Source organism: Streptomyces bottropensis ATCC 25435, assembly GCF_000383595.1.
GTDB lineage: Bacteria > Actinomycetota > Actinomycetes > Streptomycetales > Streptomycetaceae > Streptomyces > Streptomyces bottropensis.
Genome location: NZ_KB911581.1, coordinates 6,049,852 through 6,075,737, shown reverse-complemented (window position 1 = coordinate 6,075,737; position 25,886 = coordinate 6,049,852). Strand labels below are relative to the sequence as shown.

Annotated in this window: 24 protein-coding genes and 4 pseudogenes; 10 read left to right on the top strand and 18 right to left on the bottom strand. The window is 71.8% G+C overall.

Annotated features, from left to right (window positions below):
* Positions 1-81: 81 nt before the first annotated feature.
* Positions 82-1,491 (top strand): PepSY-associated TM helix domain-containing protein, encoded by a 1,410-nt coding sequence (locus STRBO_RS0127135; RefSeq protein ID WP_005484292.1) that lies wholly within the window; start codon positions 82-84, stop codon positions 1,489-1,491.
* A 114-nt stretch (positions 1,492-1,605) separates the two neighbouring features.
* Here STRBO_RS0127135 and STRBO_RS0127130 read toward each other — a convergent pair whose 3' ends face one another.
* Genes STRBO_RS0127130 through STRBO_RS0127120 form a run of 3 tightly spaced genes read right to left on the bottom strand, consistent with a single transcriptional unit; the run spans position 1,606 to position 2,971 of the window.
* On the bottom strand, positions 1,606-1,962 hold the full coding sequence (locus STRBO_RS0127130; RefSeq protein WP_005484290.1) for a tetratricopeptide repeat protein: 357 nt from the start codon (positions 1,960-1,962) through the stop codon (positions 1,606-1,608).
* Between the two features lie 41 nt (positions 1,963-2,003).
* Positions 2,004-2,486 carry a MarR family winged helix-turn-helix transcriptional regulator gene (locus STRBO_RS0127125; RefSeq protein ID WP_005484288.1) on the bottom strand — a complete coding sequence of 161 codons (483 nt, stop codon included), beginning with the start codon at positions 2,484-2,486 and terminating at the stop codon, positions 2,004-2,006.
* A complete protein-coding gene (locus STRBO_RS0127120) occupies positions 2,483-2,971 on the bottom strand; it encodes a MarR family winged helix-turn-helix transcriptional regulator (protein WP_005484286.1) in 489 nt (162 codons plus the stop codon). The genes STRBO_RS0127125 and STRBO_RS0127120 overlap by 4 nt, the downstream gene beginning before the upstream one ends.
* A gap of 122 nt (positions 2,972-3,093) precedes the next feature.
* Here STRBO_RS0127120 and STRBO_RS0127115 point away from each other — a divergent pair, with 122 nt between their 5' ends.
* On the top strand, positions 3,094-4,059 hold the full coding sequence (locus STRBO_RS0127115) for a pirin family protein (RefSeq protein WP_005484285.1): 966 nt from the start codon (positions 3,094-3,096) through the stop codon (positions 4,057-4,059).
* 167 nt (positions 4,060-4,226) lie between these two features.
* Here STRBO_RS0127115 and STRBO_RS0127105 read toward each other — a convergent pair whose 3' ends face one another.
* The 4 genes and pseudogenes from STRBO_RS0127105 to STRBO_RS42275 form a co-directional block, all read right to left on the bottom strand.
* On the bottom strand, positions 4,227-4,493 hold the full coding sequence (locus STRBO_RS0127105) for a hypothetical protein (protein ID WP_005484283.1): 267 nt from the start codon (positions 4,491-4,493) through the stop codon (positions 4,227-4,229).
* A 74-nt stretch (positions 4,494-4,567) separates the two neighbouring features.
* Positions 4,568-6,334, bottom strand: a complete 1,767-nt coding sequence (locus STRBO_RS0127100; protein WP_005484281.1) for a sensor histidine kinase — start codon at positions 6,332-6,334, stop codon at positions 4,568-4,570.
* A gap of 130 nt (positions 6,335-6,464) precedes the next feature.
* Positions 6,465-7,502, bottom strand: a complete 1,038-nt coding sequence (gene gap / locus STRBO_RS0127095; protein WP_005484279.1) for a type I glyceraldehyde-3-phosphate dehydrogenase — start codon at positions 7,500-7,502, stop codon at positions 6,465-6,467.
* A gap of 146 nt (positions 7,503-7,648) precedes the next feature.
* A pseudogene (locus tag STRBO_RS42275) lies at positions 7,649-8,088 on the bottom strand (response regulator transcription factor); the annotation flags it as partial.
* Positions 8,089-8,428: 340 nt separating this feature from the next.
* On the opposite strand from STRBO_RS42275, the gene ppdK reads away from it, so the two are divergent.
* The 6 genes and pseudogenes from ppdK (at position 8,429) to STRBO_RS0127055 (ending at position 15,452) form a co-directional block, all read left to right on the top strand.
* Positions 8,429-11,125 carry a pyruvate, phosphate dikinase gene (gene ppdK, locus STRBO_RS0127080; protein ID WP_005484272.1) on the top strand — a complete coding sequence of 899 codons (2,697 nt, stop codon included), beginning with the start codon at positions 8,429-8,431 and terminating at the stop codon, positions 11,123-11,125.
* Positions 11,126-11,243: 118 nt separating this feature from the next.
* Entirely contained in the window at positions 11,244-11,657 is a 414-nt protein-coding gene (locus tag STRBO_RS0127075) for a hypothetical protein (RefSeq protein WP_005484270.1), read from the top strand.
* Positions 11,658-11,773: 116 nt separating this feature from the next.
* Positions 11,774-12,484 (top strand): CBS domain-containing protein, encoded by a 711-nt coding sequence (locus STRBO_RS0127070; protein WP_245170625.1) that lies wholly within the window; start codon positions 11,774-11,776, stop codon positions 12,482-12,484.
* Between the two features lie 25 nt (positions 12,485-12,509).
* Positions 12,510-13,004: pseudogene (locus STRBO_RS44240) on the top strand (bifunctional acetaldehyde-CoA/alcohol dehydrogenase); the annotation flags it as partial.
* Positions 13,005-13,218: 214 nt separating this feature from the next.
* Positions 13,219-14,811 carry an oleate hydratase gene (locus STRBO_RS0127060; protein ID WP_005484264.1) on the top strand — a complete coding sequence of 531 codons (1,593 nt, stop codon included), beginning with the start codon at positions 13,219-13,221 and terminating at the stop codon, positions 14,809-14,811.
* Between the two features lie 176 nt (positions 14,812-14,987).
* Positions 14,988-15,452, top strand: a complete 465-nt coding sequence (locus STRBO_RS0127055; protein ID WP_005484263.1) for a pyridoxamine 5'-phosphate oxidase family protein — start codon at positions 14,988-14,990, stop codon at positions 15,450-15,452.
* A 6-nt stretch (positions 15,453-15,458) separates the two neighbouring features.
* On the opposite strand, the gene STRBO_RS0127050 is transcribed toward STRBO_RS0127055, so the two are convergent.
* From STRBO_RS0127050 to STRBO_RS45095, 3 genes and pseudogenes are all read right to left on the bottom strand, one after another.
* Complete coding sequence (locus STRBO_RS0127050) at positions 15,459-15,731, bottom strand: adenine nucleotide alpha hydrolase family protein (RefSeq protein WP_005484260.1); 273 nt, start codon at positions 15,729-15,731, stop codon at positions 15,459-15,461.
* Positions 15,728-16,555 carry a universal stress protein gene (locus tag STRBO_RS0127045; protein WP_020115142.1) on the bottom strand — a complete coding sequence of 276 codons (828 nt, stop codon included), beginning with the start codon at positions 16,553-16,555 and terminating at the stop codon, positions 15,728-15,730. Before STRBO_RS0127045 ends, STRBO_RS0127050 begins: the two co-directional genes overlap by 4 nt.
* Before the next feature lie 191 nt (positions 16,556-16,746).
* Positions 16,747-17,034 (bottom strand): annotated as a pseudogene (locus tag STRBO_RS45095) (pyridoxamine 5'-phosphate oxidase family protein); the annotation flags it as partial.
* Positions 17,035-17,138: 104 nt separating this feature from the next.
* Between STRBO_RS45095 and STRBO_RS0127035 the strand changes: the two are divergent.
* Positions 17,139-17,465: a universal stress protein gene (locus STRBO_RS0127035; protein WP_237547803.1), complete on the top strand. Its 327-nt coding sequence runs from the start codon at positions 17,139-17,141 to the stop codon at positions 17,463-17,465.
* Positions 17,366-17,599 (top strand): universal stress protein, encoded by a 234-nt coding sequence (locus STRBO_RS45090; RefSeq protein WP_245170624.1) that lies wholly within the window; start codon positions 17,366-17,368, stop codon positions 17,597-17,599. Before STRBO_RS0127035 ends, STRBO_RS45090 begins: the two co-directional genes overlap by 100 nt.
* A gap of 72 nt (positions 17,600-17,671) precedes the next feature.
* Here the strand turns inward: STRBO_RS45090 and STRBO_RS0127030 are convergent, their stop codons facing one another.
* The 8 genes and pseudogenes from STRBO_RS0127030 to STRBO_RS0126990 form a co-directional block, all read right to left on the bottom strand.
* Entirely contained in the window at positions 17,672-18,169 is a 498-nt protein-coding gene (locus tag STRBO_RS0127030; protein WP_020115141.1) for a flavodoxin domain-containing protein, read from the bottom strand.
* Positions 18,170-18,346: 177 nt separating this feature from the next.
* On the bottom strand, positions 18,347-19,240 hold the full coding sequence (locus STRBO_RS0127025) for a universal stress protein (RefSeq protein ID WP_005484254.1): 894 nt from the start codon (positions 19,238-19,240) through the stop codon (positions 18,347-18,349).
* A 5-nt stretch (positions 19,241-19,245) separates the two neighbouring features.
* On the bottom strand, positions 19,246-20,268 hold the full coding sequence (locus STRBO_RS0127020; RefSeq protein ID WP_005484253.1) for a zinc-dependent alcohol dehydrogenase: 1,023 nt from the start codon (positions 20,266-20,268) through the stop codon (positions 19,246-19,248).
* A gap of 22 nt (positions 20,269-20,290) precedes the next feature.
* A pseudogene (locus STRBO_RS40630) lies at positions 20,291-20,738 on the bottom strand (universal stress protein); the annotation flags it as partial.
* A gap of 177 nt (positions 20,739-20,915) precedes the next feature.
* Complete coding sequence (locus STRBO_RS0127010) at positions 20,916-21,545, bottom strand: DoxX family membrane protein (protein ID WP_028796867.1); 630 nt, start codon at positions 21,543-21,545, stop codon at positions 20,916-20,918.
* Positions 21,546-21,898: 353 nt separating this feature from the next.
* The gene (pflA, locus tag STRBO_RS0127000; RefSeq protein ID WP_005484249.1) at positions 21,899-22,645 is read right to left on the bottom strand and encodes a pyruvate formate-lyase-activating protein; all 747 of its coding nucleotides are present in this window, start codon (positions 22,643-22,645) and stop codon (positions 21,899-21,901) included.
* A complete protein-coding gene (pflB, locus tag STRBO_RS0126995; RefSeq protein ID WP_005484248.1) occupies positions 22,642-24,900 on the bottom strand; it encodes a formate C-acetyltransferase in 2,259 nt (752 codons plus the stop codon). Before pflB ends, pflA begins: the two co-directional genes overlap by 4 nt.
* A complete protein-coding gene (locus STRBO_RS0126990; protein WP_005484246.1) occupies positions 24,897-25,874 on the bottom strand; it encodes a universal stress protein in 978 nt (325 codons plus the stop codon). Before STRBO_RS0126990 ends, pflB begins: the two co-directional genes overlap by 4 nt.
* Positions 25,875-25,886 lie beyond the last annotated feature (12 nt).

Sequence of the window (25,886 nt, the reverse complement as noted above, 5' to 3'; positions counted from 1 at the left end):
CACAAAGTGCCGGGAACTCGAAGCCTCCACGATCCGACTACTGGACCGCCACGACGTCCCCGCATCCCGGAGCATCCGCCGATGACCATCGCCCCCTCGACCGAGACGGACGAGTCCCACAAACCCGTCGCCAAGCCCGACGGCGCCACGAGGGGCTGGGCTTCGCTCCGGCCGCTCGTGCTGCGGCTGCACTTCTACGCGGGCGTCCTCGTCGCCCCGTTCCTGCTGGTCGCCGCCCTGACCGGCGGACTGTACGCCGCCTCGTTCTCGATCGAGGAGATCGTCTACGCGGACCGGACGACCGTCGCCGAGGTGGGCGACGCGAAGCTGCCGATCTCCGAGCAGGTGGCCGCCGCCCGCAAGGAGCACCCCGAGGGCACCCTCTCCGCCGTACGCCCCTCGCCGCAGGACGACGCGACGACCCGGGTGATGCTGACGGGCGTCGAGGGCATCGACGAGGGCAACACGCTCGCGGTGTTCGTCGACCCGTACACGGCGGAGGTGCGCGGCGCCCTTGAGCAGTACGGCTCGACCGGCGCACTGCCGGTGCGGACCTGGATCGACAAGTTCCACGCCAATCTCCAGCTCGGCGAGCCCGGCCGCCTGTACAGCGAACTCGCCGCCAGCTGGCTGTGGGTCATCTCCGGCGGCGGTCTCGTGCTCTGGTTCGCCCGCCGCCGCGCCCAGCGCAAGGTGCGCGGCACCAGTGGCCGCCGCCGCACGCTGAGCCTGCACGGCACGGTCGGCGTCTGGGCCGCCGCCGGGTTCTGCTTCCTCTCGGCGACGGGCCTGACCTGGTCGACCTACGCGGGCGCCAACATCGAGGTCCTGCGCACCGAACTCCACCAGGCCACCCCGGCGATCTCCGCCGCCGCGGGAGACCACGGGGATCACGGCGACGGCTCGGCGGAGGAAGGGACCGCCCCCGAGGGCGACCTGGACAAGATCCTCGCCGCCGCGCGGGCCAAGGGCCTCGGCGACCCGGTGGAGATCGTGCCGCCCGCCGACGCGTCCTCCACGTACGTGGTCAGGCAGGTCCAGCGCAGCTGGCCCACCAAGCAGGACGCGGTGGCCGTGGACCCGGCGACCGCCGAGGTCACCGACACGCTCCGGTTCGCCGACTTCCCCGTCCTCGCCAAGCTCTCCCGCTGGGGCATCGACGGTCACACGGGCGTCCTGTTCGGGCTGGCGAACCAGCTCCTCCTCATGGCCCTGGCCGCCTCCCTGGTCGTACTGATCCTCTGGGGCTACCGCATGTGGTGGCTGCGCGGCCGCGCCTCGTCGTTCGGCCGTCCGATCCCGCGCGGTGCCTGGCAGCACGTGCCGCCGCAGATCCTGGTCCCGGCCCTCGCCCTCATCGCCGTCCTCGGCTACTTCGTGCCCCTGCTCGGCATCCCGCTCGCCGTGTTCATCGCGGTGGACGTCGTCCTGGGCGAGATCGCGCACCGGCGCGGCAAGCGGTCGTACGGCGGCCGGGCGGAGGCGAAGTAGGGCGGCCGGGCGGCAGTGACGCGGGCCTCCCCGGAGAGGCGAAGCGGTGAGGGGGCGCGTCCGACCGGACGCGCCCCCTCACGGCGTTCGCACGACCTCTACGCCCCCATGCCCCTACGCCTCCTGCAGCCGCTCGAAGTCGCCCGCGAGCGCCGCGGCGATCCGCAGGTGGGACTCCGCCTCCTGGTGCCGGGCCTGTCGCTCCAGCGTGCGGCCCAGCATCAGCCGGGCGTACTGCTCCACCGGGTCCCGCTCGACGAGGACGCGCAACTCGGCTTCGGCGCGGCGCAGTTGGGCCGAGTGGTAGTAGGCGCGGGCCAGCAGCAGCCGGGGGCCGGTCTGCTCGGGGACCTCCTCGACCAGCGGGCCGAGGACACGTGCGGCGGCGGTGTAGTCCTTGGCGTCGAAGAACATCCGGGCGCGGTCCCAGCGCTCGGCGGGTGTTCCGTGGTCGTAGTACGTGGTGTCCACTGGTGCCTCCTTCGAGGCGCACAACCCCCGCTCGCCGGTGACTATTCCACCGCCTCTCCCACGGCTTCCGTACCCGGCGTCGCGGCGGCGAGTTCCGCGTCGGCGCGCTCGGTGACGAGGGTCAGGACGCGACCGGCGGTCAGCAGGTCCTCGGTGGGGATGCCGGCGTAGATCCGGGCGGAGACGGGCGCGGTCTCGGCGGCCGACCTGGTGAAGGCCTCCCGTCCGGCGTCGGTGACCCGGAGGCGGGACGGCCGCGCCGGGTCGCTCTCCACCAGACCGGCGGAGAGCAACTCCTCGACGACGGCCCGTATGCCGGCCGGCGCGACCTTGAGGAAGCCGACGACCCGGCGCACGACTTCGTCCCGTTCGACGGGCCCGTCGGCGACCGCGAGGACCCGCAGGGCCACCGACTGCTGGAACGTCAGGCCGTGGCCGGCCAGCACGCGCTCCAGGACCGCGCGGCTCGCGTAGTGGGCGAGGGCGACGACCCGGCCGTCGACCATGGGTGCGGTGGAGGTCATGACTGCTCCTTTTCGTGTGCGTGCTCGGTGGAAGGGGTGAGCGGTACGTCGAGCAGGGTGGTCAGCTCACGGGTGAACCGGAGGGCGCGGGCGGAGTCCGGGCCGCCGAGCGGTTCCAGCAGTTGCCGCAGCAGCCCCTGGACCACCTCGATCGCGCGCCGGGTCACCTCGCGCCCCTGCTCGGTGAGCGCCAACCGCACGGCACGGGGGTCGCGGGGGTCCCGGGCGCGTTCCAGCAGCCCGGCGGTCTCCAGGGCGCGGGCCAGTTTGGATACGTACAGGGCCTCCAGGCCGGTGTGGTCCGCGAGCTCCCGCTGGCTGGGCCGCTGTCCGGTCCGGTCCATGCCGTACAAGGACGCGACCAGCGCGTACTGGGCGTGCGTCAGCCCGAGCGGAGCGACCGCGCGGTCCACCGCGACCCGCCACTTCACCGACAGTCGCCAGACGAGAAAGCCGGGCGTCGCGCCCTCGAGATCCGAACCCATGCGAATACCGTACATGGCTACTATAGCCATGGCTACTATTTCCCGCAGCGGGGTCTGGCTGACGGGGGCGGCCGGCGGGGGACGGCTGACGGGGGGAGCCGGACAGGTCTAGGTTGTGCAGCATGAGCAATCTTGATCGCGAGGCGGTGCCCGCGGTGTGCGGTGGCCGGGGCTTCGTGGTGGCCGATCCGGTACGTGAACTACTCAGCCCCCGCCGGGTGAAGCTCGGTGAGTCCACCGAGGTGCGGAGGCTGCTGCCCAATCTGGGCCGCCGCATGGTGGGTGCCTGGGCCTTCGTCGATCACTACGGCCCGGACGACATCGCCGACGAGCCCGGTATGCAGGTGCCGCCGCACCCGCACATGGGCCTGCAGACGGTCAGTTGGCTGCATCAGGGCGAAGTGCTGCACCGCGACTCCACGGGCAGCCTGCAGACGATCCGTCCGCGCGAACTGGGACTGATGACCTCCGGGCGGGCCATCAGCCACTCGGAGGAGAGCCCGAAGTCGCACGCCCGCTTCCTGCACGGTGCCCAGCTCTGGGTGGCTCTGCCGGACAGCCACCGCCACACCGATCCGCGCTTCGAGCACCACGCCGAACTGCCGGTCGTCACGGCCGCCGGCCTGAGCGCCACCCTCATCCTCGGCTCTCTGGACGGCGCGACCTCGCCCGGCACGACCTTCACGCCGATCGTCGGCGCCGACCTCACGCTGGCCCCCGGCGCGGACGTCCGCCTCCCGCTCGAACCCGACTTCGAGTACGCCGTTCTCGCCATGGCCGGCGAGGCCCACGTCGACGGCGTCCCCGTCCTCCCCGGTTCGATGCTCTACCTCGGCTGCGGCCGCGCCGAACTCCCCCTGCGCGCCGACTCGGACGCCTCCCTCATGCTCCTCGGCGGCGAGCCCTTCGAGGAGGAGCTGATCATGTTCTGGAACTGGATCGGACGGTCGCAGGAGGAGATCGAACAGGCGCGCCGGGACTGGATGGAAGGGTCGCGGTTCGGTGAGGTGAAGGGGTACGACGGTGCTCCACTGCCCGCCCCGACGCTGCCGGCGACGCCTCTGAAGCCGCGGAGAAGAGTTCGCTGACCTGGGGAAATGGCTGCTTGGTCGGTGACTTGTGGGTGACTCGCCGCCGTGCGTTGCCTTCCGCGGTTCCATCGTGTGCGCGAGGGTGGCTGTGGCAGGACTACTTGATCAGTTCCTTGGCCCGGTCGACGATGAGCCGGTCGCCCTTCTCGCCGACGCCTGGGATGTCACCGGTGTGCAGCCGCCGCATCCAGCCCGGTCATGCCGCCCGCCTGCCCGATCTCCACACTCGGCCGCCCGGCCACCGCCGTCTGCACCCCGGCGTCCAGCGGGGCCGCGGCACAGATCACGCGTCGCGGGTGCGACAGGTCCGGCTTCCCCACCGTGGGGTGCTCGGTCGGCGCCGGCATCACCGGCGGGGCGACGTACGCGACGGTGATCCGGTCGCGCTCCGGACCGGTCAGGAACGCGTCGAGGTGGAACCGCGCGTGCACATGGACGATCGCGCCACGGCGCAGCGCGTTGCGACGATGGCCACAGTCGCACCCACAGGTTGCGCGACGCGGCCTTACCCCTCCGCCACCGGTACCCGCCACACCAGGGTGGTACCGCCCGTCGCCGGGCTGCTCAACTGCAGTTCCCCGCCCAACTGTTGCGCCCGCTCGGCCATGTTGCCGAGGCCGCTGCGCCGACCGCCGGGCGGGATGCCCACGCCGTTGTCGGTCACCGTCAGCCGCACCTCCCGGCCGTCGGTCTCCAGGGCGACTCCGACCCGGTCCGCGCGCGCGTGGCGGGCGACGTTCGTGAGCGCCTCGCCGAGCACGGCCACCACGTGCTCGGCGGTCTCCCTGGGCACATGGGTGTCGAGCAGGCCATCCATGCGCAGACCGGGGGCGAAGCCCAGGACCGACGCGGCCTCGCCGACCGCGCGTACCACCTGGGAGCGCAGGCGCGGTCCGGAAATTCCGTCACGCGCCCGCAGTCCGAAGATGGTCGACCTGATGATCTTGATGGTCTCGTCCAGGTCGTCCACCGCTCTCAGCACCCGCTCCGAGGCCTCCGCGTGGTCGATGAAGCGGCCCGCGCTCTGCAGGGTCATGCCGGTGGCGAACAGCCGCTGGATCGCCAGGTCGTGGAGGTCGCGGGCGATCCGGTCGCGGTCCTGGAGGACGGCGATCTGCGCGGCGTCGGCGCGGCGTTCCGCCAGTTCCATCGCGACCGCGGCCTGCGCCGCGAAGCCCTGGAGCGGTTCGGTCTCCTTCTCCATGAAGACCGTGCGGCCCGCCTCGCGGACCAGCAGGACGATGCCCCGTACCCCGCCGGTGGTACCGATGGGCACGGCGACGGCCGGACCGAGCCCGGTGAACCGCGCGGTCCCCCCGGCCGGGGGGTTTTCCTGGTCTTCGGTGCCTTCGCCCGGAGAAGCCCTCGGCTCGTCACGGGAGACGTCCGGGCTGGTGACGGGGGCGGCGCAGGAGAAGGCTTTGCCGATCAGGCTGTCGTCCACGGGCAGGACCAGCCCGCGATGGGCCTCCGCCGCCTCCCCGATGGCCAGTTCCACCGTGAGGGAATCGGTGCCCTCCATCGGAACCGCGACCACAGCGAGGGCGGCGCCGGTGATTTCCCTGGCCCGTTCGGCGATGAGGGCGAGGACCTCACCACGGTCACTGCCCGACATCAGCGTGTGGGTGATCTCGGCGTTCGCTCGCAGCCAGCGCTCGCGCAGCCTCGACTCCTCGTACAGGCGGGCGTTGTCGATCGCCACCCCGGCCGCGACGGCCAGCGTCGACAGGACCGACTCGTCCTCCTCGTCGAACTGCGCGCCGTCCCGTTTCTCGGTCAGGTAGAGGTTGCCGAAGACCTGGTCCCGCACCCGGATCGGCACACCCACGAAGGAGTTCATGGGCGGGTGGTGGGGTGGGAAACCGTAGGAGTTGGGGTGTTCGGAGATCTTCGTCAGGCGCAGGGGTTCGGGGTGACGGATCACTTCGCCGAGGATGCCGTGGCCTTCCGGGTAGGGTCCGATCGCCGCGATCTGCTGTTCGGTGAATCCGACGGTCAGGAACTCCGACAGCCGTCTGCCGTCGGGTCCGATCACGCCCAGGGCCGCGTACTGGGCCTCGACCAGCACCGCCGCGGCTTCCACGATGGAGCGCAGCGCCTGTTCGAGGTCGAGTTCGCGGCCGACCGAGAGCACCGCCTCCAGCAGGCTGTGCACCCGGTCGCGGGTGCCGCGGGCCGCGTCCAGACGGGCCTGCAGCTCCTCCAGGAGTTCGTCCAGCCTCAGCTGCGGGAGCTTGACGCGGGCTTCCCTGGCCTGCTTGGCGCTTGCCACCGACGTTCCTCCAGGTCCCTACGACGCACCGGCAACCGGCCGTAGCGCTCCGGGTGCCACGCTATCGGTCCGTCGGAGGGGGCGGTACTGGATCAGGTCCGGCGGTCAGGGCCGAAGCTGTCGCTGACAGTCAGCGCTGGGGCAGCCGGGCGACGATGTACTCGGTGAGGTCGAGGAGCCGGTTGGTGTAGCCCCACTCGTTGTCGTACCAGCCGAACACCTTCACCAGGTTGCCGTGCGCCTGGGTGAGCGGGGCGTCGAAGACGCAGGAGGCCGGGTCGCCGACGACGTCACGGGAGACGATCGGGGCGTCGGAGACCCGCAGAATGCCCTTCAGCGGCCCGTCGGCGGCCGTCCGGAACGCGTCGTTGATCTCGTCGACGGTCACCTCCCGGCCCAGTACGAGGGTCAGGTCGGTCAGCGAGCCGTCCTCGACAGGGACACGGACCGCGAGGCCGTCGAGGGTGCCGGCCAGCTCGGGCAGGACCAGGCCCACGGCGCGGGCCGCTCCGGTGCTGGTCGGGATGATGTTCACGGCGGCGGTGCGGCCTCGCCGGAGGTCCTTGTGCGGGCCGTCCAGGACGACCTGGTCGTTGGTGTAGCCGTGGATGGTGGTCATCAGGCCCTTGTCGATGCCGAAGGCGTCGTCGAGGACCTTCACCATCGGCGCCGCACAGTTGGTGGTGCACGAGGCGTTCGAGACGACGTGGTCGGTCTCCGGGTCGTACGTGCCTTCGTTGACGCCCATCACGATCGTGGCGTCAACTCCCTTGCCCGGTACGGACAGCAGCACCTTTCGGGCCCCGCCCTTCAGGTGCAGCCCGGCGTCGTCGAGGCCGCGGAAGCGCCCGGTGGACTCGATGACGACGTCCACGCCGAGGCCGGCCCAGTCCAGGGCGGCGGGGTCGCGTTCGGCGGTCACGGCGACGCGGTGGCCGTCGACCGTGATCGAGGTGTCGTCGTGCTCGACCGTGCGGTGCAGTCGGCCGTAGGTCGAGTCGTACTCCAGGAGATGGGCGAGCGCGGCCGGGGAGGTGAGGTCGTTGACCGCCACCACCTCGACCGAGGTGCCGGCGGCCGTCTCCGCGCGCTCCAGCACACAGCGCAGATAGTTGCGCCCGATGCGCCCGAAGCCGTTGATTCCCACGCGCACGGTCGTGTCAGCCATGTCCGTCGTCCTCCCGATCGGGGCCCGGTGAGGCCCGGGGTGCGCTGCCAGCCTGTCGGCCGGGGACGCGACCGGGCTTGGGCCCTACGGGGGCGAGCCGAGGGACCTTCGGCCCCACAGCCCGTACGCCGGTCCCGGCAGCCTCGGTGGCCTTCGTGCTTGAGCCGGTCCTGGGCCTGGGGGGCGATGACAGCGGCCTGCATGCGCCGCTCCACGCCGAGCCTCGCCGGCAGACGGGAGATGCGGTTCTTCACCGTCTTCTCGGCGAGGAACAGCCGTCGGCCGATCTGACGGTCGGTCAGTCACTCACCGGCCAGGCCAGGCCGGGCCGGGCATGCGGGAGCGCAGTTCCCGGCAGACGGTCACTCCGTCGCCGTCGGGCACACGGACGTCCAGGAGGGCCACCCGCGGTCGCAGCGCGGGGACGCGCACCAGAGCCTGCTCGACGGTGCCGGCCTCACCGACCACAGGGAAGTCCGGTTCGTCGTTCAGCGGGTCGCGCACTCCGCGTCGTACCACCTGTGATCGTCCAGCAGGAAGACCCGGATGGCGCCCTCGTCGGTGCCGGTTCTTCACTGTCCGCCATCAGACGCTCCTCGTCCCGCGTCGACGCCGCCCCCCCGCCCGTGCGTGTGCGCGGAATCGGTCCCCGTACCGGGATCCTTCTCGTCCCGGAGCCGAAAGACCAGGGCCGGTCGGCCCTGATTCCCGGCACCTCGCCGCCAGCCCCTACCCACTTCCTCGCGGCCGTCCCGTGCGCGCCCCTCCCGCGGCCCGCGGACGGCGCAGGTCTCGCCGGCCACGACCGGGGCCGACCGGCCCACCGGAGGGGACGGCCGGCACCTGCCGTTCCGCCGGCACCCGTCCGACGCTGGAACCGCACCGGGCCCACCAAGCCGTCGTACGAAGCCGAGGAGCGCCACGTCATGGTCCGTTACGTGTACGACTTCCACGAGGGCGGCCGCGACATGGCCGGCCTGCTCGGCGGCAAGGGCGCGAACCTGGCCGAGATGACCCGGCTGGGCCTGCCCGTCCCGCCGGGTTTCGTCATCTCCACCGAGGCCTGCCGCACCTTCCTGACCACCGGCGCGGAACCGGACCGCCTCGCCCGGGAGATCTCCCGGCATCTCACCGGCCTGGAGACCGCCGCCGGGCGGCTGCTGGGGCAGCCCGGCAACCCGCTGCTGCTCTCCGTCCGCTCCGGCGCCCGGTTCTCCATGCCCGGCATGATGGAGACGGTCCTCGACATCGGCCTGAACGACGAATCCGTCCTGGGCCTGGCCAAGGTCTCGGGCAACGAACGCTTCGCCTGGGACTCCTACCGGCGACTCGTGCAGATGTTCGGCAGCACGGTCATGGGTGTCGACTCCGCCCTGTTCGAGCAGGCCATGGATCTGCTGAAGGAGAGCCGCGGCGTCACTGACGACCTGCACCTGGACGCGGGCGACCTCGCCGAACTCGTCGATCAGTACAAGAACCTCATCGCCGACGAGACGGGCGACACCTTCCCGCAGTCCCCCGCCGAACAGCTGCGCCGCGCCGTCCTCGCCGTCTTCGCCTCCTGGAACGGCGAACGCGCCCGCCTCTACCGCCGCCGCGAGCACATCCCCGACGACCTGGGCACCGCGGTCACCGTGCAGCGCATGGTCTTCGGCAACCTCGGCCACGACTCCGGCAGCGGTGTCGCGTTCACCCGGGACCCGGCCACCGGCCGCCCCGGCCTGTACGGCGACTACCTGGCCGACGCGCAGGGCGAGGACGTCGTCGCCGGTATCCGCAACACCGTGCCCCTGGCCGAGCTGGAGCGGCTGGACCCGACGTCGTACGGGCGGCTGCGTGACCACATGGAGACCCTTGAACGGCACTATCGGGACCTGTGCGACATCGAGTTCACCATCGAGCGCGGCACGCTGTGGATGCTCCAGACCCGGGTCGGCAAGCGCACCGCCGAAGCCGCGTTCGCCATCGCCGCCGAGCTGACCGACGAAGGGATCCTCACCCCGGACGAGGCTTTGGCACGGGTGAGCGGGAAGCAGCTGGCCCGGCTGATGTTCCCCCGCTTCGACGCGTCCGCGACCGGCGACGCGCTCGCCCACGGCCTGCCGGCCTCGCCCGGTGCCGCGGTCGGTGCGGCCGTCTTCGACTCCGCGGAGGCCGTGCGGCGCGCCGCGGCAGGGGAGAAGGCCGTCCTGGTCCGCCAGGAGACCGCCCCCGACGATCTGCCCGGCATGATCGCCGCCCAGGCCGTGCTGACCAGCCGCGGCGGCAGGACCAGCCACGCGGCCGTCGTCGCCCGGGGCATGGGCAAGGTCTGCGTCTGCGGTGCCGAGGAGCTCACCGTCGACACCGACGCCCGCCGCTTCACCACCCGCGACGGCACCGTCGTCGAGGAGGGCACGGTCATCTCGGTGGACGGCTCCGCCGGCGCCGTGTACGCCGGTGCGGCTCCGCTGGTCGACTCCGCGGTCATCCGCCACCTGGAGACCGGCGAGCGCGGGGAGCAGTCCGCCCGCGTGGTCGACGCGGTAGCCCGCGCCCTCCAGCAGGCCGACGATGTACGGCGGTTGGAGGTCCGCGCCAACGCGGACACCCCCGAGGACGCGGCACGGGCCCGCCGGTTCGGCGCTCAGGGCATCGGCCTGTGCCGCACCGAGCACATGTTCCTCGGCGAGCGCCGCAAGCTGGTCGAGGAGATGATCCTGGCCGACACGGACGCCGCCCGAGAGCGTGCGCTGGATGCCCTGCTCCCGCTGCAGCGGCAGGACTTCACCGGGATCCTGGAGGCGATGGACGGCCTGCCGGTCACCATCCGTCTCCTCGACCCGCCGCTGCACGAGTTCCTGCCCAACCGCACCGACCTCGCCGTCCGCATCGCCACCGCCGAGGCCCAGGGTGCCGCGCCCGACCCGCACGACACCGAACTCCTCGCAGCCGTCAGCCGGATGCACGAGGAGAACCCGATGCTCGGCCTGCGCGGCGTACGCCTCGGCCTCGTGATCCCCGGCCTGGTCGCCATGCAGGTGCGGGCCATCGCCGAAGCGGTCGTCGAACGCACGAGGGCCGGCGGTCACCCCGAGGCCGAGATCATGGTGCCGCTGGTCGGCGCCGTCGAGGAACTGCGCATCGAACGCGAGGTGGTGGAACACGTCCTGGCCCTGGTGGCCGAGGAGACCGGCGTCCCTGTCCACTGCCCGGTCGGCACGATGATCGAGCTGCCCCGGGCCGCCCTCACCGCCGGCCGCATCGCCGAGGAGGCGGAGTTCTTCTCCTTCGGCACCAACGACCTCACCCAGACCACGTGGGGCTTCTCCCGCGACGACGTCGAGGCGGCGTTCTTCTCCGCCTACCTCGACAAGGGCATCTTCGCCGCCTCTCCCTTCGAGACGCTCGACCGCGCGGGCGTCGGCCGCCTGGTCGGCATAGCGGTCGCCGAAGGCCGCGCCGCCCGCCCCGACCTGAAGATCGGTGTCTGCGGCGAACACGGCGGGGATCCCGACTCCGTCCACTTCTTCCACAGCGCAGGACTCGACTACGTCTCCTGCTCGCCGTTCCGCGTCCCGGTCGCCCGTCTGGAAGCGGGACGGGCCGCGCTCCCCGAGTCGGGGACGAGCGACAGCCGGTGAGGCCGGCCCACCCGGCCCCGCCGGCGGGGCCGGCCGGCCCTGGTCCGCCGGGGCGGACACGCGCAGCAGTCCGGAGCCCGCAGCCCGAACGGGCAGACATGCAAAAGGAGTTGAGCACATGACTGCCAGGGACACCGGAACCCGTGTCACGACCGACGCGGTGCGTGTACGGGCCGAGGGCGACGTGGACGAGGAAGCCCTCGCATACGTCCGTGCCAAGGTCGACGCGGCTCTGGGCCGGCCGGGACTTCCGGCCGTCAGCGGCGAGGTGCGGATCACCAGGGCCCCGGCGGACCACAGTGAGCAGCCGTGGTCCGCCGGGGCCGGGATCACCGTGGGGAGCACCCTCGTGGTGGTGCACGCCCGGGAGGCGAGCGCGCACGAGCTCGCCGACCGGCTGCAGGAGCGGCTGCGCGGCCGGGCCGACCAGGTCGCACACCGCACGGACGCGGCCCGCAGGTCGGCCGCACCGCCGCCGTGGCGGGGCGGGCCGCCTGTCGGGCCGGCGCAGACCGAAGCGACGTACGCCTGAGAAGGCCAGGACGGATCGGACCCGGATGCGCCGGGTGAGTGTGGGCGGAGCCCCGTCACCCGGCGTGCCCCGGGAGGACCCCGTCCCTTCTCCCGCCGGTGAAGGAGGAAGACATCGTGAAGATCCACACCGTGGGCGACGTGATGACCGACGAGGTCGTCCAAGCACACCGTGAGACCCCGTTCAAGGACGTGGTCCGACTGCTGGACGCCCATCGGATCAGCGGGATGCCTGTCGTCGACCACGACGACAAAGTGGTCGGGGTGGTCTCCGGGACCGACCTGGTGCGCGGTCAGGCGGCCCGGGCCGATGGGCGCCTGGATCGCCGTCACCGGATGCCGCGCCTGCGGCGTCCAGGGCACCGAGCGGCTGCCGGGGTGTTCGCCACCACCGCCGGCGAACTGATGTCCACGCCCGCGATCACGGTGCATCCGGAGCAACCTGTCCCGGAGGCCGCGCGGGTGATGGAGCGCCACGGGATCGAGCGGCTTCCCGTGGTGGACGAGGAGGACCGGCTCATCGGCATCGCCACCCGCCGGGACCTGCTGCGGGTCTTCCTGCGCACGGACGAGGACATCCGCCGACACGTGACGGACGAGATCCTGGTCGCCGCTCCCGGCCTGCCGCCCGACGCCGTCGTCGTCTCGGTACGCGACGGCCTGGTCACACTTGAAGGGTGCCTGGAACACCGTACCGACATCGCTCACGCCGTCCGGTCGGCCTGGCAGGCGGACGGGGTCGTCGGGGTGTTCAGCAGCCTGACCTTCCGCCTCGACGACGACCGCCCGGCCGAGAAGGGCCCCTCCCCGGGGATCACCGGGCAGTGACGCGCACCGGCCCGCCGTACAGGCGGTTCGGTCCGTGTCCCACCCACTCGGCGCCACGTTCCGCATCGCCACGGACGTACCAGCGCCGGTCTGCTTCCGCACGTCATCCGCTGCAACGGCACCGTGCCGAGCAGGCTCACGGGCTGGCCCAGGTACGAGAACCACCGTGCCCCGGAACGCTTCCAGGACATCGCCCGCACCCTCGGCCTGCCCGCCGCGGCCCCGCAGGAGGGCGAGGGCGTGGAGTCGCTCGCCGCCGTGGTGGAACGCCTGCGTGACGCCGTGGGCATCGGAACCGACCTTCCGGTCCCTCGGCGTCGACGGGCGTGCCTCTCTCGACGCCCTGCGCCAGCAGGCCATGAACGCCTACGAGGACCAGTGCGCGCCCGCCAAGCCGCGCACGCCCATGCTCTACGACATGCGGGAACTCATGCGCACCGCCTACTACGGCAGTGAGCACATCGGGCACGGCCGTCCGGACGCCCCGCGGCAGCTCAGCCGTAGTCCGCACACCGCGTGACCGGCGTCCGACGGGTCCGACGGAGCTCGGCGACATCGGACCCGCGGGCAGCGCGACCGTCTTCCCCGCGCGGTCGCACCCCCTCATGCCAAAGGTGCGCGGACACCTCCGGCTCCCGCTCGCAGGGCCGTCCGGACCACCGAGGTGGCCCAACGGCCCACAGACAGGCCCCCGGCCCACGGGAAACCGTGGGCCGGGCGGTTCCGCTCGACCGATGACAACAAGGAGTTGTGTGATGGCGAAGGCATATCTGGTGGGCAGCGGGATCGCGGCACTGTCCGCGGCGGCGTTCCTGATCCGCGACGGCGGCTTCGAGGGAAGCGACATCCACCTCTTCGAGGAGCAGCGGACCATCGGCGGCAGCCTGGACGCGGGCGGCACGGCAGACGCCGGCTACACCATGCGCGGCGGGCGGATGTTCGAGGCCGAGTTCCGCTGCACCTACGACCTGTTGTCCGGCATCCCCACCCTCGACGACCCCTCCGTCTCCGTGACGGAGGAGATCCTGGCCGGGCACGAGGACTTCGCCTGGGACGACATCGCCCGTCTCGTCGACGGCGACGGCAAGATCGTCGATACGGCCTCGATGGGGTTCTCCGCACGCGACCGGCTGGAGCTGATCCGCTGCCTGGCCACCCCCGAGGGGCACCTGGACGGCAAACGGATCACCGACTGCTTCGGCGAACACTTCTTCACGACCGGCTTCTGGTTCATGTGGTGCACCACGTTCGCGTTCCAACCCTGGCACAGCGCCATCGAGTTCCGTCGCTATCTGAGGCGCTTCATCCACCTGTTCTCCGAGCTCGCCTCCATGTCGGGCATCCACCGGACCCGCTACAACCAGTACGACTCCATCGTGCGACCGCTGACAGCCTGGCTGCGCGAGCGCGGCGTAACGGTCCACACCGGTTGTCACGTCACCGACCTCGGGTTCGCCCCGGGCACCGGGCGCGGCACGGTCGAGACCGTCTACATGAACCGGGGCGGTTTCGACGAGGAGATCACCGTCGCGCCCGAGGACCTGGTCCTCGTCACCAACGGCTCCATGACGGACGCCTCCAGCCTCGGCTCGCACACCTCCGCGCCCCCGCCGGCCCCGCACCGCTCGGACGCCTGGCTGCTGTGGCATCGACTGGCCCGCGGCCGTGACGACTTCGGCGACCCGTCCGTCTTCGACAAACAGGTCAAGGAGTCCCGCTGGGAGTCGTTCACGGTCACCACGAAGGGCTCCGCGTTCCTCGACGCTCTCGAAGAGTTCAGCGGCAGCCCGGCCGGCAAGGGCGGTCTGATGACGTTCACCGACTCCAACTGGCTGCTCAGCATCGTCGCCAACCGCCAGCCCGTCTACCGCGACCAGCCGGAGGGCGTCTGCGTCTGGTGGGGTTACGGCCTGTTCCCCGGCCGGACCGGCAACCACACACCCAAGCCGATGACCATGTGCTCCGGCCGCGAGATCCTCGAAGAGGTCCTGCAGCACCTCCCGTTCGACGAGCGGGCCAAGGCCCGGGTCCTGGAGACCTCCACCGTCGTGCCCTGCGTGATGCCCTACATCACCAGCCAGTTCCTGGCCCGTCGCCGCGCCGACCGGCCCCGGGTCGTACCCGAGGGATCGGTGAACCTCGCCTTCATCGGCCAGTTCGCGGAGGTGCCCGACGACGTCGTCTTCACCGTCGAGTACTCCGTGCGCACCGCCTGGACGGCGGTGACACAGCTCCTGAAGCTGGACAGGCACCCGCCCAAGGTCTACAAGGGCCACCACGACCCCCACGTGCTGGCCTCCGCGCTGGAGACCATTAACCGCCGGTGACCGACCTGGACCGTTGATACGCCCCCAGCCGCGCGAGGCAGGGACCGCCGGACTTCGACCGAGGCCGAACGGCCCTGGTGCGAGATACTCCCGCGCGGTTCGAATGGCCCGATCAGGCCCACGCCTGACTTCGGGAGACCTGAACTGTGAGTGACCGAACGATACGGAAATCTGCCATGGCCGGCGACGACGACCCGTCGAACTCCTCAGAAGCGCACACGAGCGTCGAGCTCGACGGCGTCGAGGCGCTACGCCTGTTGGGCAGCGTGTCCCTGGGTCGGGTCGTCTTCACCCGGCACGCGCTGCCCACCGTCCGCCCGGTCAACCACGTCCTCGTCGACGGCGACGTCGTCATCCGTACCCAAGGTGACGCCACGCTGGCTCGGTACACCCGGCAGGCCGGGCGTACGGGGGCCGTCGTCGCCTACGAGGCCGACGTCATAGACCCCGACACGCACACCGGGTGGAGCGTGGTCGTCACCGGCTATGCGTGGCTGGTCACCGATCCGCGTGAACTGGCCCGCTACGGTGCTTTGTCGCGCCCCTGGATGACGCAGCGGATGGATCACGCCATCCGTATCCACCCCGACCTGATCACCGGGCTCCGCCTCACGGCCCACGCCCCGTTCCCGTGGGCGTGAACGCCGTCAGTCGTGCGGCACCACCGCGACCGGTGCGACCGCGTGCCGGAGGACCGTGCGGGCCACCGGATCGATGTGCGAGCCGAGCGAGCCTGTGCGGTTGCGGAGCCCGACGACGATCGGCGAGGCCGCGTGCGAGGCGTCCTCCAGGTGCGCACCGGCGTTGCCGCCCGATGCGCCGACGGCATGCCCACGATGATGAGCGCCCTCCAGTCGAGGACGAGGCCCGCCATGGTGACCGCCCGCTTCACGGTCGGCCGGGTGGTCGCCGCCGGTCATCCGCCGGGCACGACGACCACAGGGCAGTGGGACCGGTGCAACAGGGTGTGCGCGACCGGTCCCAACCGCGCTCCCGGCCCGTTGTGCCGGTGCGCGCCGATGACGACGACCGCGGCCTCCCGCGTGGCCTCCAGCAGTGAGCCTGCCACGCCGGTACGGGCCGTGCGGATCTCGACATCGACGCCGGGATGCCGCTCCCGCAGCCGGGTCAGGGCGAAGCGCGGTACGGCCTCCTCGGCGCGGCCGTGCCGGGCGCGCCGCTCCTGTCCCGGGCTCGTCGCGGGCACGAGCGACGGCGGTTCGGGGGCCACCCGCGGGTGGGTCCAGGAGTGCAGAACACGCAGCCGGGCGCCGCGCCGCTCGGCTTCCTGGAAGGCGTAGGCGGCCGCGTCCGCGTCCGAGTCGCTCTCCAGGCCGAGCAGCACATCCCTGCCGTCGTCGCACGGATGGTCCCCGCGTACGACCAGCAGCGGGCCCCGCGTCCGCGCGGTCAGCCGCAGGCTCACCGAGCCGAACATCAGGCCGGTGAGCCGGCCGAAGCCGCGTGTGCCCACAACGGTCAGGACCGCGTGTTCGCTCTCACGAACCAGCGCTTGTACGGTGCCGCCCTCAGCCGCCACTGTCACGACCGGCAGACCCGGGTACCTCTCGCTCGCCCGCGACGCCGCTGCGCTCAGTACGGGTCCGGCCTCGTCCCGGTCCGGCACGGCGTACACGACGCGCAGGCCGGCTCCACGGCGCACCGCCTCGGCCGCGGCCCGGTCCACCGCCCGTACGGCGACCAGCGAACCGTCCGTTCCTACGACCACGTGTTGGAGAGTCATGGCTCATGCTTCCCTTCGGGTGTCGCGGCGGCTTCGCAGTCCACACTCGCCCTCCGCGGACACTGGAGGCAGGGGCCGCCAGAACCCGTCGCAGCGCCGAACGGCCCCTTGTCGCAGGGCCGTTCGGCTCCGGGTCGGTGACGGCCCGTCAAGAGGCAGGAAGAACCCCGTCGTGGAGGCGGCCGGCGACGCGAGGGCACCCAGGAGCGCCGGCCGGGTCCGGGCCGGCCGCTCCTGCTCGGCGGGGCCGGTCACGACCGTCGCCTCGCCGTTGACGACGACGCTCCAGCCAGAGTGGGTGGCCGCGTCGATCTCATCAGCCTCGCGGGCGACCACCGTCCCGTCGATCGCCCGCACCGGTTGCGAGCCGCCGAGGTGCGCAACAGCGCCGAACCGCCGTCGCCCGTACCGCACCTCACGGAACAACCCGCCCGCAGGGCCACCGTCCTGGAACTGCGTGGCGAGGTCGACCTCGCCACGGTGCCGTCCCTTTCGGCACGCCTCGACAGGCAATGCCGTTGACCCCGCAGAGCGGTTGGCCTTCCTCGCCATCGTCGGGTCGTCTTCCTGCCCCATCGTCGCGGTGCCGGACAGTCCCACCCGCGCGACCCCGTCGCACCGCCACGACGAGGTCGCCCTCGGCGTGGACGCGCGTGACCCGCCGGACGCGGCCATCGGCTTCGCCTTCGAGGCCGCTCTGCTGAGGGATGTCCGGCTGCACGCCGTGCACGCGTGGCGACTCCCCTCGTCCGACGCCGAACTGCCGTTCGGCGTCGGACGGAGGACCGGGGTGCCTGGGAGGACCACGAGGTGCAGTTGCTCGCCGACGCCCTGCGGCCGTGGCGCGCGAGACACCCCGAAGTACGGGCGCTCGAAGACGTCGTGCTGTTCGCCCCGGAGCATGCCCTGATACTCAGATCCGCGAGTGCCGCGCTCGTTGCGGCCGGGCAACGAGTCGGCAGTCGGGTCGGCAGTCGGGCCGGCAGCGTGACACGGGCCCTGTTGCGGGATTCCGCGTGTCCTGTCGCCGTGGTCCCTGGGTGAATCAGCACCCTCGACGAACTCTGCCGGGTCCGTACCGACCGATCGGCACGGACCCGGCTGAACCGTCCCTGTCTATACCCGCGTCAACTCGCCCGCGACGCGCTTCGCCCACGCCTCGATCGCGGCGAAGTCCCGGAAGTCGCCGCCCTTGCCCGAGGAGACGATCTTCCGGGCGATGAATCCCTTCGCGCCCTCTTCGAGGCAGCCACCGAAGGTGACGTGCCCCCTGGCGTCGAGCCGGACCATGGCCCGCTTCACGCCGGGCACGGGCGGGATGTCCCGGTCCGAGGCCGAGGCGTCGAGCGGGCCGCTGCTGAACATCCACAGCGGGCGTCCGGCCAGTGCGCGACGGTGGTGGCGCAGGAAGCGACGGGCGTCCTTCTGCCAGCGCCCGGCGTACACGCCACCTCCGACCACCACGGCCTCGTACGACGCCACGCTCGCCACGGACCGGGCGGGCAGCACGTCGACCGTCAGCCCGTCCTCGCGCAGAGCCTTGCCCACGGCCTCGGCGATCTCCGCGGTGGATCCGTTCGTCGTTCCGTAGGCGACCAACACGCTGCTGGGCATGGCGATCTCTCCTCTCACATCAGAACTTGCGAAGCCAGTCGTCGGCCACGCCGTGCACGACAGGCTCGGCGGGGCGCAGGTGCGCGCCGTCCAGCCGCGGTGCGGCTGACCAGCGGTGCGTGCCTTCTCCTTCCGGGTGCGGTACTCGGCGGCGGGTCTGTGAGCCGGCCACCGTCCTCACACCCGCTGGGGCACGACCGCGACGGGGCAGGCGGCGTGGTGCAGGGCGGCGTGGGCGACCCGGCCGAGCTGGAGCCCGAAGTGTCCCTCACGGCGCCGGGCGCCGACGACCAGCAGATCGGCGTCGCGTGAGGCCTCCACCAGCACCTTGCGGGCCGGCCCTTCGACGGTGTGCCGCCGTACCCGTACCGAGGGGTGTCGCGCCGCGGCCGCCCGCAGCGCCGTTTCCAGGACCTCCGCGGCCTGCTGCTCGTGCAGCCGGGCGGGCTCACCGGCGAGCAGGGGGTGATCGGTGCTCTCGTGCGCCGGGCACCGCCAGGCCCGTACGGCGCGCAGGGTCGCGTCCCGGCCGGCCGCCGCCCGGAAGGCGAAGTCCACGGCAGCCGGACTGGTCTCGTCGCCGATGCCGAGCACGACACGCTGCTCGGTCCGGATCCCGGGCCGGCGCTCGGGGCCGCGGCCCACCACGATCACCGGGCACTCGGCGCGCCCGGCGACCGCGAGGCTCACCGAGCCGAGCAGCAGCTCGGTGAGGCCACTACGGCCGCGCGTGCCCAGGACGAGCGCCGAGGCGTCGTGTCCCTCGCGCAGCAGCACGGTCACGGGTCTCTCGGGCAACACCTCGGTGGTGACCTTCACGCCCACCTGACGGCGGTGGGCACGCTCGGCCGCCGCCCCGACGATCGTGTCGGCCAGTATCCGGTCGGTGATCCTGCCGAGATCATGAGCCAGGGCTCCGCCCTCGTACTGCTCCCACAGCGAGGCGTACACCAGCCGCAGGGGCACTCCGCGCAGGGCTGCCTCGTCCGCCGCCCAGTCGACGGCCCCGTAGCTCTCCTCGGATCCGTCGACGCCCACGACCAGGGGCAGGTCCGTCAAGGGCCCGGTCATCCTCGTCACTTCCCCGCGCCCAGGTCGAAGACGATGCGGGCCTTGACCGAGCCGCGCAGGACGTCCTCCATGGACTCGTTGACGGTCGCGAGGGGACGCGTCTCGTAGATGACCTTCGTGCGGCCGGCCGCGTGCAGCTGGAACACCTCGGCCAGGTCCTGTCGGGTGCCGACGATCGATCCGATGACCGAGGTGCCGCGCAGAACGGTGTCGAAGATCGGGACCTGGATCGTTCCGTGCGCGGGAAGGGCCACCATGACGAGCTTTCCGCCGCGTCGCAGCCCGGAGTTGGCCGCCGCGAACGCCGCCTCGTTCACCGCGAGCGCGATGGCCGCGTGCGCTCCGCCGTGCCGCTGGAGCACCTGGCCGACGTCCTCCTTGCGGGCGTCGATGACGATGTCCGCGCCGAGTTCCGCCGCGAGCCGCAGCTTCTCGTCGCTGACGTCGATGGCCGCCACGGTCGCTCCGGCGATCTTCGCGTACTGCACGGCGAGGTGCCCGAGCCCGCCGACACCGGAGACGGCGACGAGCTGCGCGGGCTTGACCCCGGCGACCTTGAGCGCCTTGTACGTGGTGACGCCGGCGCAGGTCAGCGGGGCGGCCTCCAGGGCGCTGATCCCGTCGGGCACCGGCTGGGCGTAGTCGCCCCACGCGAGCATCTTCTCGGCGTACCCGCCGTCGCACCCGTACCCGGTGTTGATCTGCTGCTCGCACAGCGTCTCCCAGCCGGACAGACAGTGCTCGCACCGCCCGCAGGCGCGGCCCAGCCAGGGCACGGCGACGCGCTGCCCGACGGACAGGCGGGTGACGCCCGCGCCGAGCTTCTCGACGAGGCCGACGCCCTCGTGGCCGGGGACGAACGGCGGGTTCGGCCTGACCGGCCAGTCGCCGCGGGCTGCGTGGATGTCGGTGTGGCACAGCCCGGAGGCCTCCACCCGTACCCGGATCTGGCCAGGTCCGGGCTCGGGGTCGGGGCGTTCCTCGATGACCAGGGGCTCACCGAACGCCCGTACGACCGCTGCCTTCATGATGTCTGCTCCTCGGGGTGGGTCAGCCGTGCGCGACGACGGCGACGTGGGCGGTGTCGTGGTGCGGGACGGAGTGGGTGACGGGGCCGATGTGGACCCTGCCGCCACGGGCGCAGGACCTCGGCCAGGGTCTCGGCCTGCCGCCTGCCGAGTTCGGCACGGAGGCCGGGGTCGGCGGAGAGGCCGTACACGTAGCAGGGCGGCGGGTTCCAGCCGTGGACGACCCGCAGGGAGGTGTGGCGACGGGCCGCCTCGGCGAAGGCGAACTCGATGGCGGAATCGTCGGGGACGTCGGTGTCCAGGCCGAGGGCGACGGGCCGGAAGGCAGTGGCGGCGGACGGGATGCCCATCGGGTCCAGCTCGTACTCGTCGGCGGCCTGTTCGCCGGCCCTGACCAGGGCCACGGGCTGGGTGGCGTGTGCCACGACGCGCATGGCGACGGAACCGACCATGAATCCGCCGATCCCGGTGCGGGGCATGATCTCCAACTCCCTGATCGAGGAGGCCGCCCGAATCAGGGCCTGGGTCCAGCGTCGTGGCGAGAGGGTGCGAGGTGCAGGGGCCGCAGGTCCCCGGCCGGGGCCGACCGGCCCTACAGGCGGCAGAGGACGGCGGGGTCCTGGGGGACTCCGCCGCCCCTCCCGCGGTCACCGCAGCCAGCGGTTGCGGCTGACGAAGGGGAGCCTGGCCCACTGCTTGCCGAGGCCCCAGGTGGCACCGGCACCGGCCGCCGCGAGGGCGATGAGGACGACGGCGTAGATGAGGTGGTAGTCGGTGAACGGGTTGGTCGACATGCTCAGCGACCCGTCGGACAGGTGTTTGGCCGGCGGCCACTCGGCGATCCACATCAGCGCCATCATCGCGGTGCCCGCGACGGCTGCGATCCGCAGCGCGATACCGCCGACCAGGGCCAGGCCGATGCCCAGCAGACCGAGCATGAACAGCCAGTTCGCCCACGGGTCGCCGGCCCAGGAGTGGAACGTGGACTCCATCGGCCCGACGGCCACGTTGCCCAGGAAGCCCATGGTGGGCGAGCCGCCGTCGATCCAGCCCTTGCCGGAGGGGGTGGCGTAGCCGAAGCCGAAGGTCTTGTCGAGGAACGCCCACAGGAAGACGAACCCGGTGACCAGGCGTAGGGAGGCGAGGGCGTAGGCCTGCGCGGTGTGGGTGCCGGTACGTGCCGACACGGCGGACTCCGAGGCGGAGGCGGTCCGGCTCCTGCGCAGCGAAGGCAGGTGGAAGCCCGGGCGCCGGTGAGGGTGCTCGTGCACGGCCATGATGGTGATCCCTTCGGGGACGGTCGGGACGGTGTCTGACACCACTGACTCTCGTGGCGCGGAGCGTGCGCCGCCCGATGCCGAAGGTCCGGAACCAGAGGGCTGAACGGCCCTGTTCCGCGGGCCTGTTGGGCGGCGGAGGGCGGCCCCGAGAGCCCCTCGGAACGGCCCGGCTCCTCGCGGTTCCTGGGTGGCCGGCATGCACGACGTCGACGAACAGGAGGGCGCGGTCCGCTGGTTCGTCCTCAACGCCGAGGCCGACGTGGAGGACGGCCTGACGGAGTCATCGGAGCCGACCTGATCCTCCCCACCCTGCCGACCGCCGTGGCCGCGTACCGGGGGTGGGGCCGAGCTCAGTAGGCCACGACGCCCTGTTCCGTGAACTGCTCCCGCACCCGTTCGATCAGCGTGGGATCGGGGGCAGGGGTGTCCCGCAGCGGGAAGGGGATGCCGAGGGCCTCGTACTTCGCGGCGCCCAGCTTGTGGAACGGCAGGATGTCCACCCGCTCGACATGCCCCAGGCCGGCGGCGAACCGGGCGAGCCCCTCGACGGCCTCAGGGTCGTCGGTCCAGCCAGGAACCAGGACGTAACGGACCCACATCGGGACGCTCAGCCGGTCGAGGCGGGTGGCGAAGGACAGGGTGGGGGCGAGCCGGCCGCCGGTCAGTTTCCGGTAGGTGGTGACGTCGAAGGACTTGATGTCGAGCAGGACCAGGTCGGTGTCCGCGAGGAGTTCGTCGGTGGCGCGGGAACCCAGGAACCCCGAGGTGTCCAGGGCGGTGTGCAGCCCGGCTTCCTTGCAACGGCGCAGGATCTCGCCGGTGAAGGCGGACTGGAGCAGCGGTTCTCCGCCGGTGAGCGTCACACCGCCGCCGGCCGTGGTGATGAAGGCGCGGTACCTCTCGATCTCCGTCATCACCTCGTCGACGGTGGCCTCCCGGCCGTCGCGCATGTGCCAGGTGTCGGGGTTGGCGCAGTACAGACAGCGCAGTGGACAGCCCGAGACGAAGAGGACGAACCGGGTCCCGGGGCCGTCCGTGCCGGTGGACAGGTCCCAGGAGTGGATCCGGCCCGTCACCGGCCTGGTCGCGGTGCTCACAACGCTCCGTGGAAGGTGCGGCTGATCACATCGAGCTGCTGCTCACGGGTCAGGCGGACGAAGTTGACGGCGTAGCCGGAGACCCGGATGGTCAACTCCGGGTATTTCTCCGGGTGTTCCATCGCGTCTTCGAGCGTGGCGCGGTCCAGGACGTTGACGTTCATGTGGAAGCCGCCCGAGGCCGTGTAGGCGTCGAGGATGCCGACCAGGTGGCCGGCGCGTTCGCCGGGCACGTGTCCGAGGCCCTCCGGAGTGATCGTCGTGGTCAGCGAGATTCCGTCGCGGGCCTGCTCGTAGGGCAGTTTGGCGACCGAGAGCGCGGAGGCGGCGACACCGTGCCGGTCGCGGCCGTTCATCGGGTTGGCGCCGGGGGCGAAGGGCGCTCCGGCGCGGCGGCCGTCGGGGGTGTTGCCGGTGTGCTTGCCGTAGACGACGTTCGAGGTGATGGTCAGCACCGACTGGGTGTGCTCGGCGTCCCGGTAGGCGGGGTGCTCGCGCACCTTCGCCATGAAGGCCTCGACCAGCCCGACGGCGATGCTGTCGGCGCGGTCGTCGTTGTTGCCGTAGGCGGGGAAGTCGCCCTCGGTGCGGAAGTCGACGGCGAGGCCGGTGGCGTCGCGGAACACCTTCACCCGCGCGTACTTGACGGCGGACACGCTGTCGGCGGCGACCGAGAGTCCGGCGATGCCGCAGGCCATGAAGCGGTGCACCGGGTGGTCGTGCAGGGCCATCTCGATGCGCTCGTAGGCGTACTTGTCGTGCATGTAGTGGATGACGTTGAGTGTGTTGACGTAGGTCCGGGCGAGCCAGTCGAGGACGTGGTCGTAGGCCGCCCACAATTGGTCGTAGTCCAGGTACTCGCCGGTCAGCGCGGGTGCCTCGGGGGCGATCTGCTCGCCGGTCATCTCGTCCCGGCCGCCGTTGACCGCGTACAGGAGTGCCTTGGCGAGATTGACCCGGGCGCCGAAGAACTGCATCTGCTTCCCGACCGCCATCGCGGAGACACAGCAGGCGATCGCGGTGTCGTCACCGGTGCCCGGGCGCGTCAGCTCGTCGGACTCGTACTGGACCGCGCTGGTGTCGATGGACACCTGGGCGCAGAACTCTTTGAATCCGAAGGGCAGTCGGGGCGACCACAGGACGGTGAGGTTCGGTTCCGGGGCGGGGCCGAGGTTGTAGAGGGTCTGCAGGAAGCGGAAGGAGGTGCGGGTGACGAGCGGGCGCCCGTCGCTTCCGATGCCGCCGATGGACTCCGTCACCCAGGTCGGGTCGCCGGAGAACAGCGCGTCGTACTCGGGGGTGCGCAGGAACCGGACGATCCGCAGCTTGATCACGAAGTCGTCGATCAGTTCCTGAGCGCGGGACTCGTCGAGGATCCCCTCGTCCAGGTCCCGTTGGAGGTAGACGTCCAGGAAGGTGGAGGTGCGGCCCAGCGACATCGCGGCCCCGTTCTGCTCCTTCACTGCGGCGAGATAGCCGAGGTAGAGCCACTGCACCGCCTCGCGGGCGGTCGTCGCGGGCCGGGTGACGTCACAGCCGTACATGGCCGCCATCCGCGTCAGTTCACCCAACGCCCTTATCTGTTCGGCGAGTTCCTCTCGGTCACGGATGACGTCCTGGTGCGACGGCTCGGTGTCCAGCCGGGCACGCTCCACGCGCTTGTCCTCCACCAGGCGGTCGGTGCCGTACAGCGCGACGCGCCGGTAGTCGCCGATGATCCGGCCCCGGCCGTAGGCGTCCGGCAGACCGGTGATGATCCCGGCCCTGCGGGCGGCCTTCATCTCGGCGGTGTACGCGTCGAACACACCGTCGTTGTGGGTCTTGCGATAGGTCCCGAACACCCGCGTCACGAACGGGTCGGGCTCGTACCCGTACGCCCTCAGTCCGTTCTCCACCATCCGCAGGCCGCCGTTCGGCATGATCGCCCGCTTCAGCGGGGCGTCGGTCTGCAGGCCGACGATCAATTCCCGCTCGCGGTCGATGTATCCGGGCGCGTGCGAGGTGATCGTGGAGGGGGTCGCGGTGTCCACGTCGAGGATGCCGCGGTGTCGCTCCTGCGGGAACAGTGCGCTGACCGCCTCCCACACGGCTCGGGTGCGGTCCGTGGGACCGGTCAGGAACGCGGAATCACACTCGTAAGGCGTGTAGTTGGCCTGGATGAAGTCGCGGACGTCGATCCGCTCGCGCCATTCCGCGCCGACGAAGCCACGCCATGCCCCGGGCGCCTGGGTTCCGGCCGTCGTCGTTACCGTCATCGCCGGTTCTCTCCCTCGCTTCGCACGGAACTGCCTTGCTCCCGATACTGGTGAGGCGCGACGGCCGCCGGGAGGGCCGGACAGCGCACCCGGACCTCGCCGTCCGTCCCTGCCCGTGGGGCCGTTCGGCCCATGCCGGCGCGCAGCTGTTCACGTGGGGAGGGCGTGGTGCTCTCCTGCCCGGTGGTCACCACCAGCACCGGGCAGTGGGCCCGATTCAGCACCGTGCGGGCCGTGGAACCGAGGTGGCGTCCATGGCCGCCCGGACCAGGTCGGCAGCCGATGATGACGAGGTCGGACGTGAGGGTGGCCTCCAGCAGTGCCTGCGTCGAGGCGGGGCCGGCGTCCTGGGTCTCCCTGCGGACGCGCGGGTGCCGCTCGCCCCGTCCCACCAGTACATCGTCGGCCGGGACGACGTGTGACGCGGCGGCTTCGCCTCGGCGGCGCTGTGCCGGTGCCGGAGCCGGGCGGCGATACGCCGGGGGCCGAAGGACGCGCAGCCCGGCGCTGCGGAGTCCCGCTTCGTGGAGGGCGTACGCGGCCGTGTCCATGCCGGCGTCGAGGACGAGCAGTACCTCGTTGTGCAGGTGCGGTGGGGAGTCGCCGCGTACGACCAGCAGCGGGCCGTGCCCGTGCGCGGCCAGGCTCCGGCTCACCGAGTCCGGCACCGTACCCGCGAGCTCGCCGGGGCTCCGGCGGCCGACGACGGTCAGCGCGGCCTCATGTCCGCGTTCCGCCAGTACGGCTGCCGGATGTCCCTCGACGGGGACGGTGACGACCGGCAGACCTGGATGGCGGTAGACCACCCGGGAGGCGGCAGACGCCAGCACCGGCCAGGCCTCGTCGAGGTCCGGCACGGCGTACACGATCTCCAGAGTGGCGGCGCGCAGGGCCGCCTCGTCGGCGGCCAGATCCAGTGCTCGTACGGTGACGGCCGAGCCGTCCACACCGACGACGACGCGGCGCGTGATCATGACTCCTCCCTC

Excerpts from the sequence above, each read along its gene's own strand:
- STRBO_RS0127030 (WP_020115141.1), bottom strand. The coding sequence starts at position 18,169 with ATGCCCAGCAGCGTGTTGGTCGCCTACGGAACGACGAACGGATCCACC.
- STRBO_RS0127125 (WP_005484288.1), bottom strand. The coding sequence starts at position 2,486 with ATGACCTCCACCGCACCCATGGTCGACGGCCGGGTCGTCGCCCTCGCC.
- STRBO_RS0127020 (WP_005484253.1), bottom strand. The coding sequence starts at position 20,268 with ATGAAGGCAGCGGTCGTACGGGCGTTCGGTGAGCCCCTGGTCATCGAG.
- STRBO_RS0127135 (WP_005484292.1), top strand. The coding sequence starts at position 82 with ATGACCATCGCCCCCTCGACCGAGACGGACGAGTCCCACAAACCCGTC.
- STRBO_RS0127045 (WP_020115142.1), bottom strand. The coding sequence starts at position 16,555 with ATGACTCTCCAACACGTGGTCGTAGGAACGGACGGTTCGCTGGTCGCC.
- STRBO_RS0127060 (WP_005484264.1), top strand. The coding sequence starts at position 13,219 with ATGACAACAAGGAGTTGTGTGATGGCGAAGGCATATCTGGTGGGCAGC.
- ppdK (WP_005484272.1), top strand. The coding sequence starts at position 8,429 with ATGGTCCGTTACGTGTACGACTTCCACGAGGGCGGCCGCGACATGGCC.
- STRBO_RS0127010 (WP_028796867.1), bottom strand. The coding sequence starts at position 21,545 with ATGGCCGTGCACGAGCACCCTCACCGGCGCCCGGGCTTCCACCTGCCT.
- STRBO_RS0127050 (WP_005484260.1), bottom strand. The coding sequence starts at position 15,731 with ATGACCGGCGGCGACCACCCGGCCGACCGTGAAGCGGGCGGTCACCAT.
- pflB (WP_005484248.1), bottom strand. The coding sequence starts at position 24,900 with ATGACGGTAACGACGACGGCCGGAACCCAGGCGCCCGGGGCATGGCGT.
- STRBO_RS0127120 (WP_005484286.1), bottom strand. The coding sequence starts at position 2,971 with ATGGGTTCGGATCTCGAGGGCGCGACGCCCGGCTTTCTCGTCTGGCGA.
- STRBO_RS0127115 (WP_005484285.1), top strand. The coding sequence starts at position 3,094 with ATGAGCAATCTTGATCGCGAGGCGGTGCCCGCGGTGTGCGGTGGCCGG.
- STRBO_RS0127075 (WP_005484270.1), top strand. The coding sequence starts at position 11,244 with ATGACTGCCAGGGACACCGGAACCCGTGTCACGACCGACGCGGTGCGT.
- STRBO_RS0127055 (WP_005484263.1), top strand. The coding sequence starts at position 14,988 with ATGGCCGGCGACGACGACCCGTCGAACTCCTCAGAAGCGCACACGAGC.
- STRBO_RS0126990 (WP_005484246.1), bottom strand. The coding sequence starts at position 25,874 with ATGATCACGCGCCGCGTCGTCGTCGGTGTGGACGGCTCGGCCGTCACC.
- STRBO_RS0127025 (WP_005484254.1), bottom strand. The coding sequence starts at position 19,240 with ATGACCGGGCCCTTGACGGACCTGCCCCTGGTCGTGGGCGTCGACGGA.
- gap (WP_005484279.1), bottom strand. The coding sequence starts at position 7,502 with ATGGCTGACACGACCGTGCGCGTGGGAATCAACGGCTTCGGGCGCATC.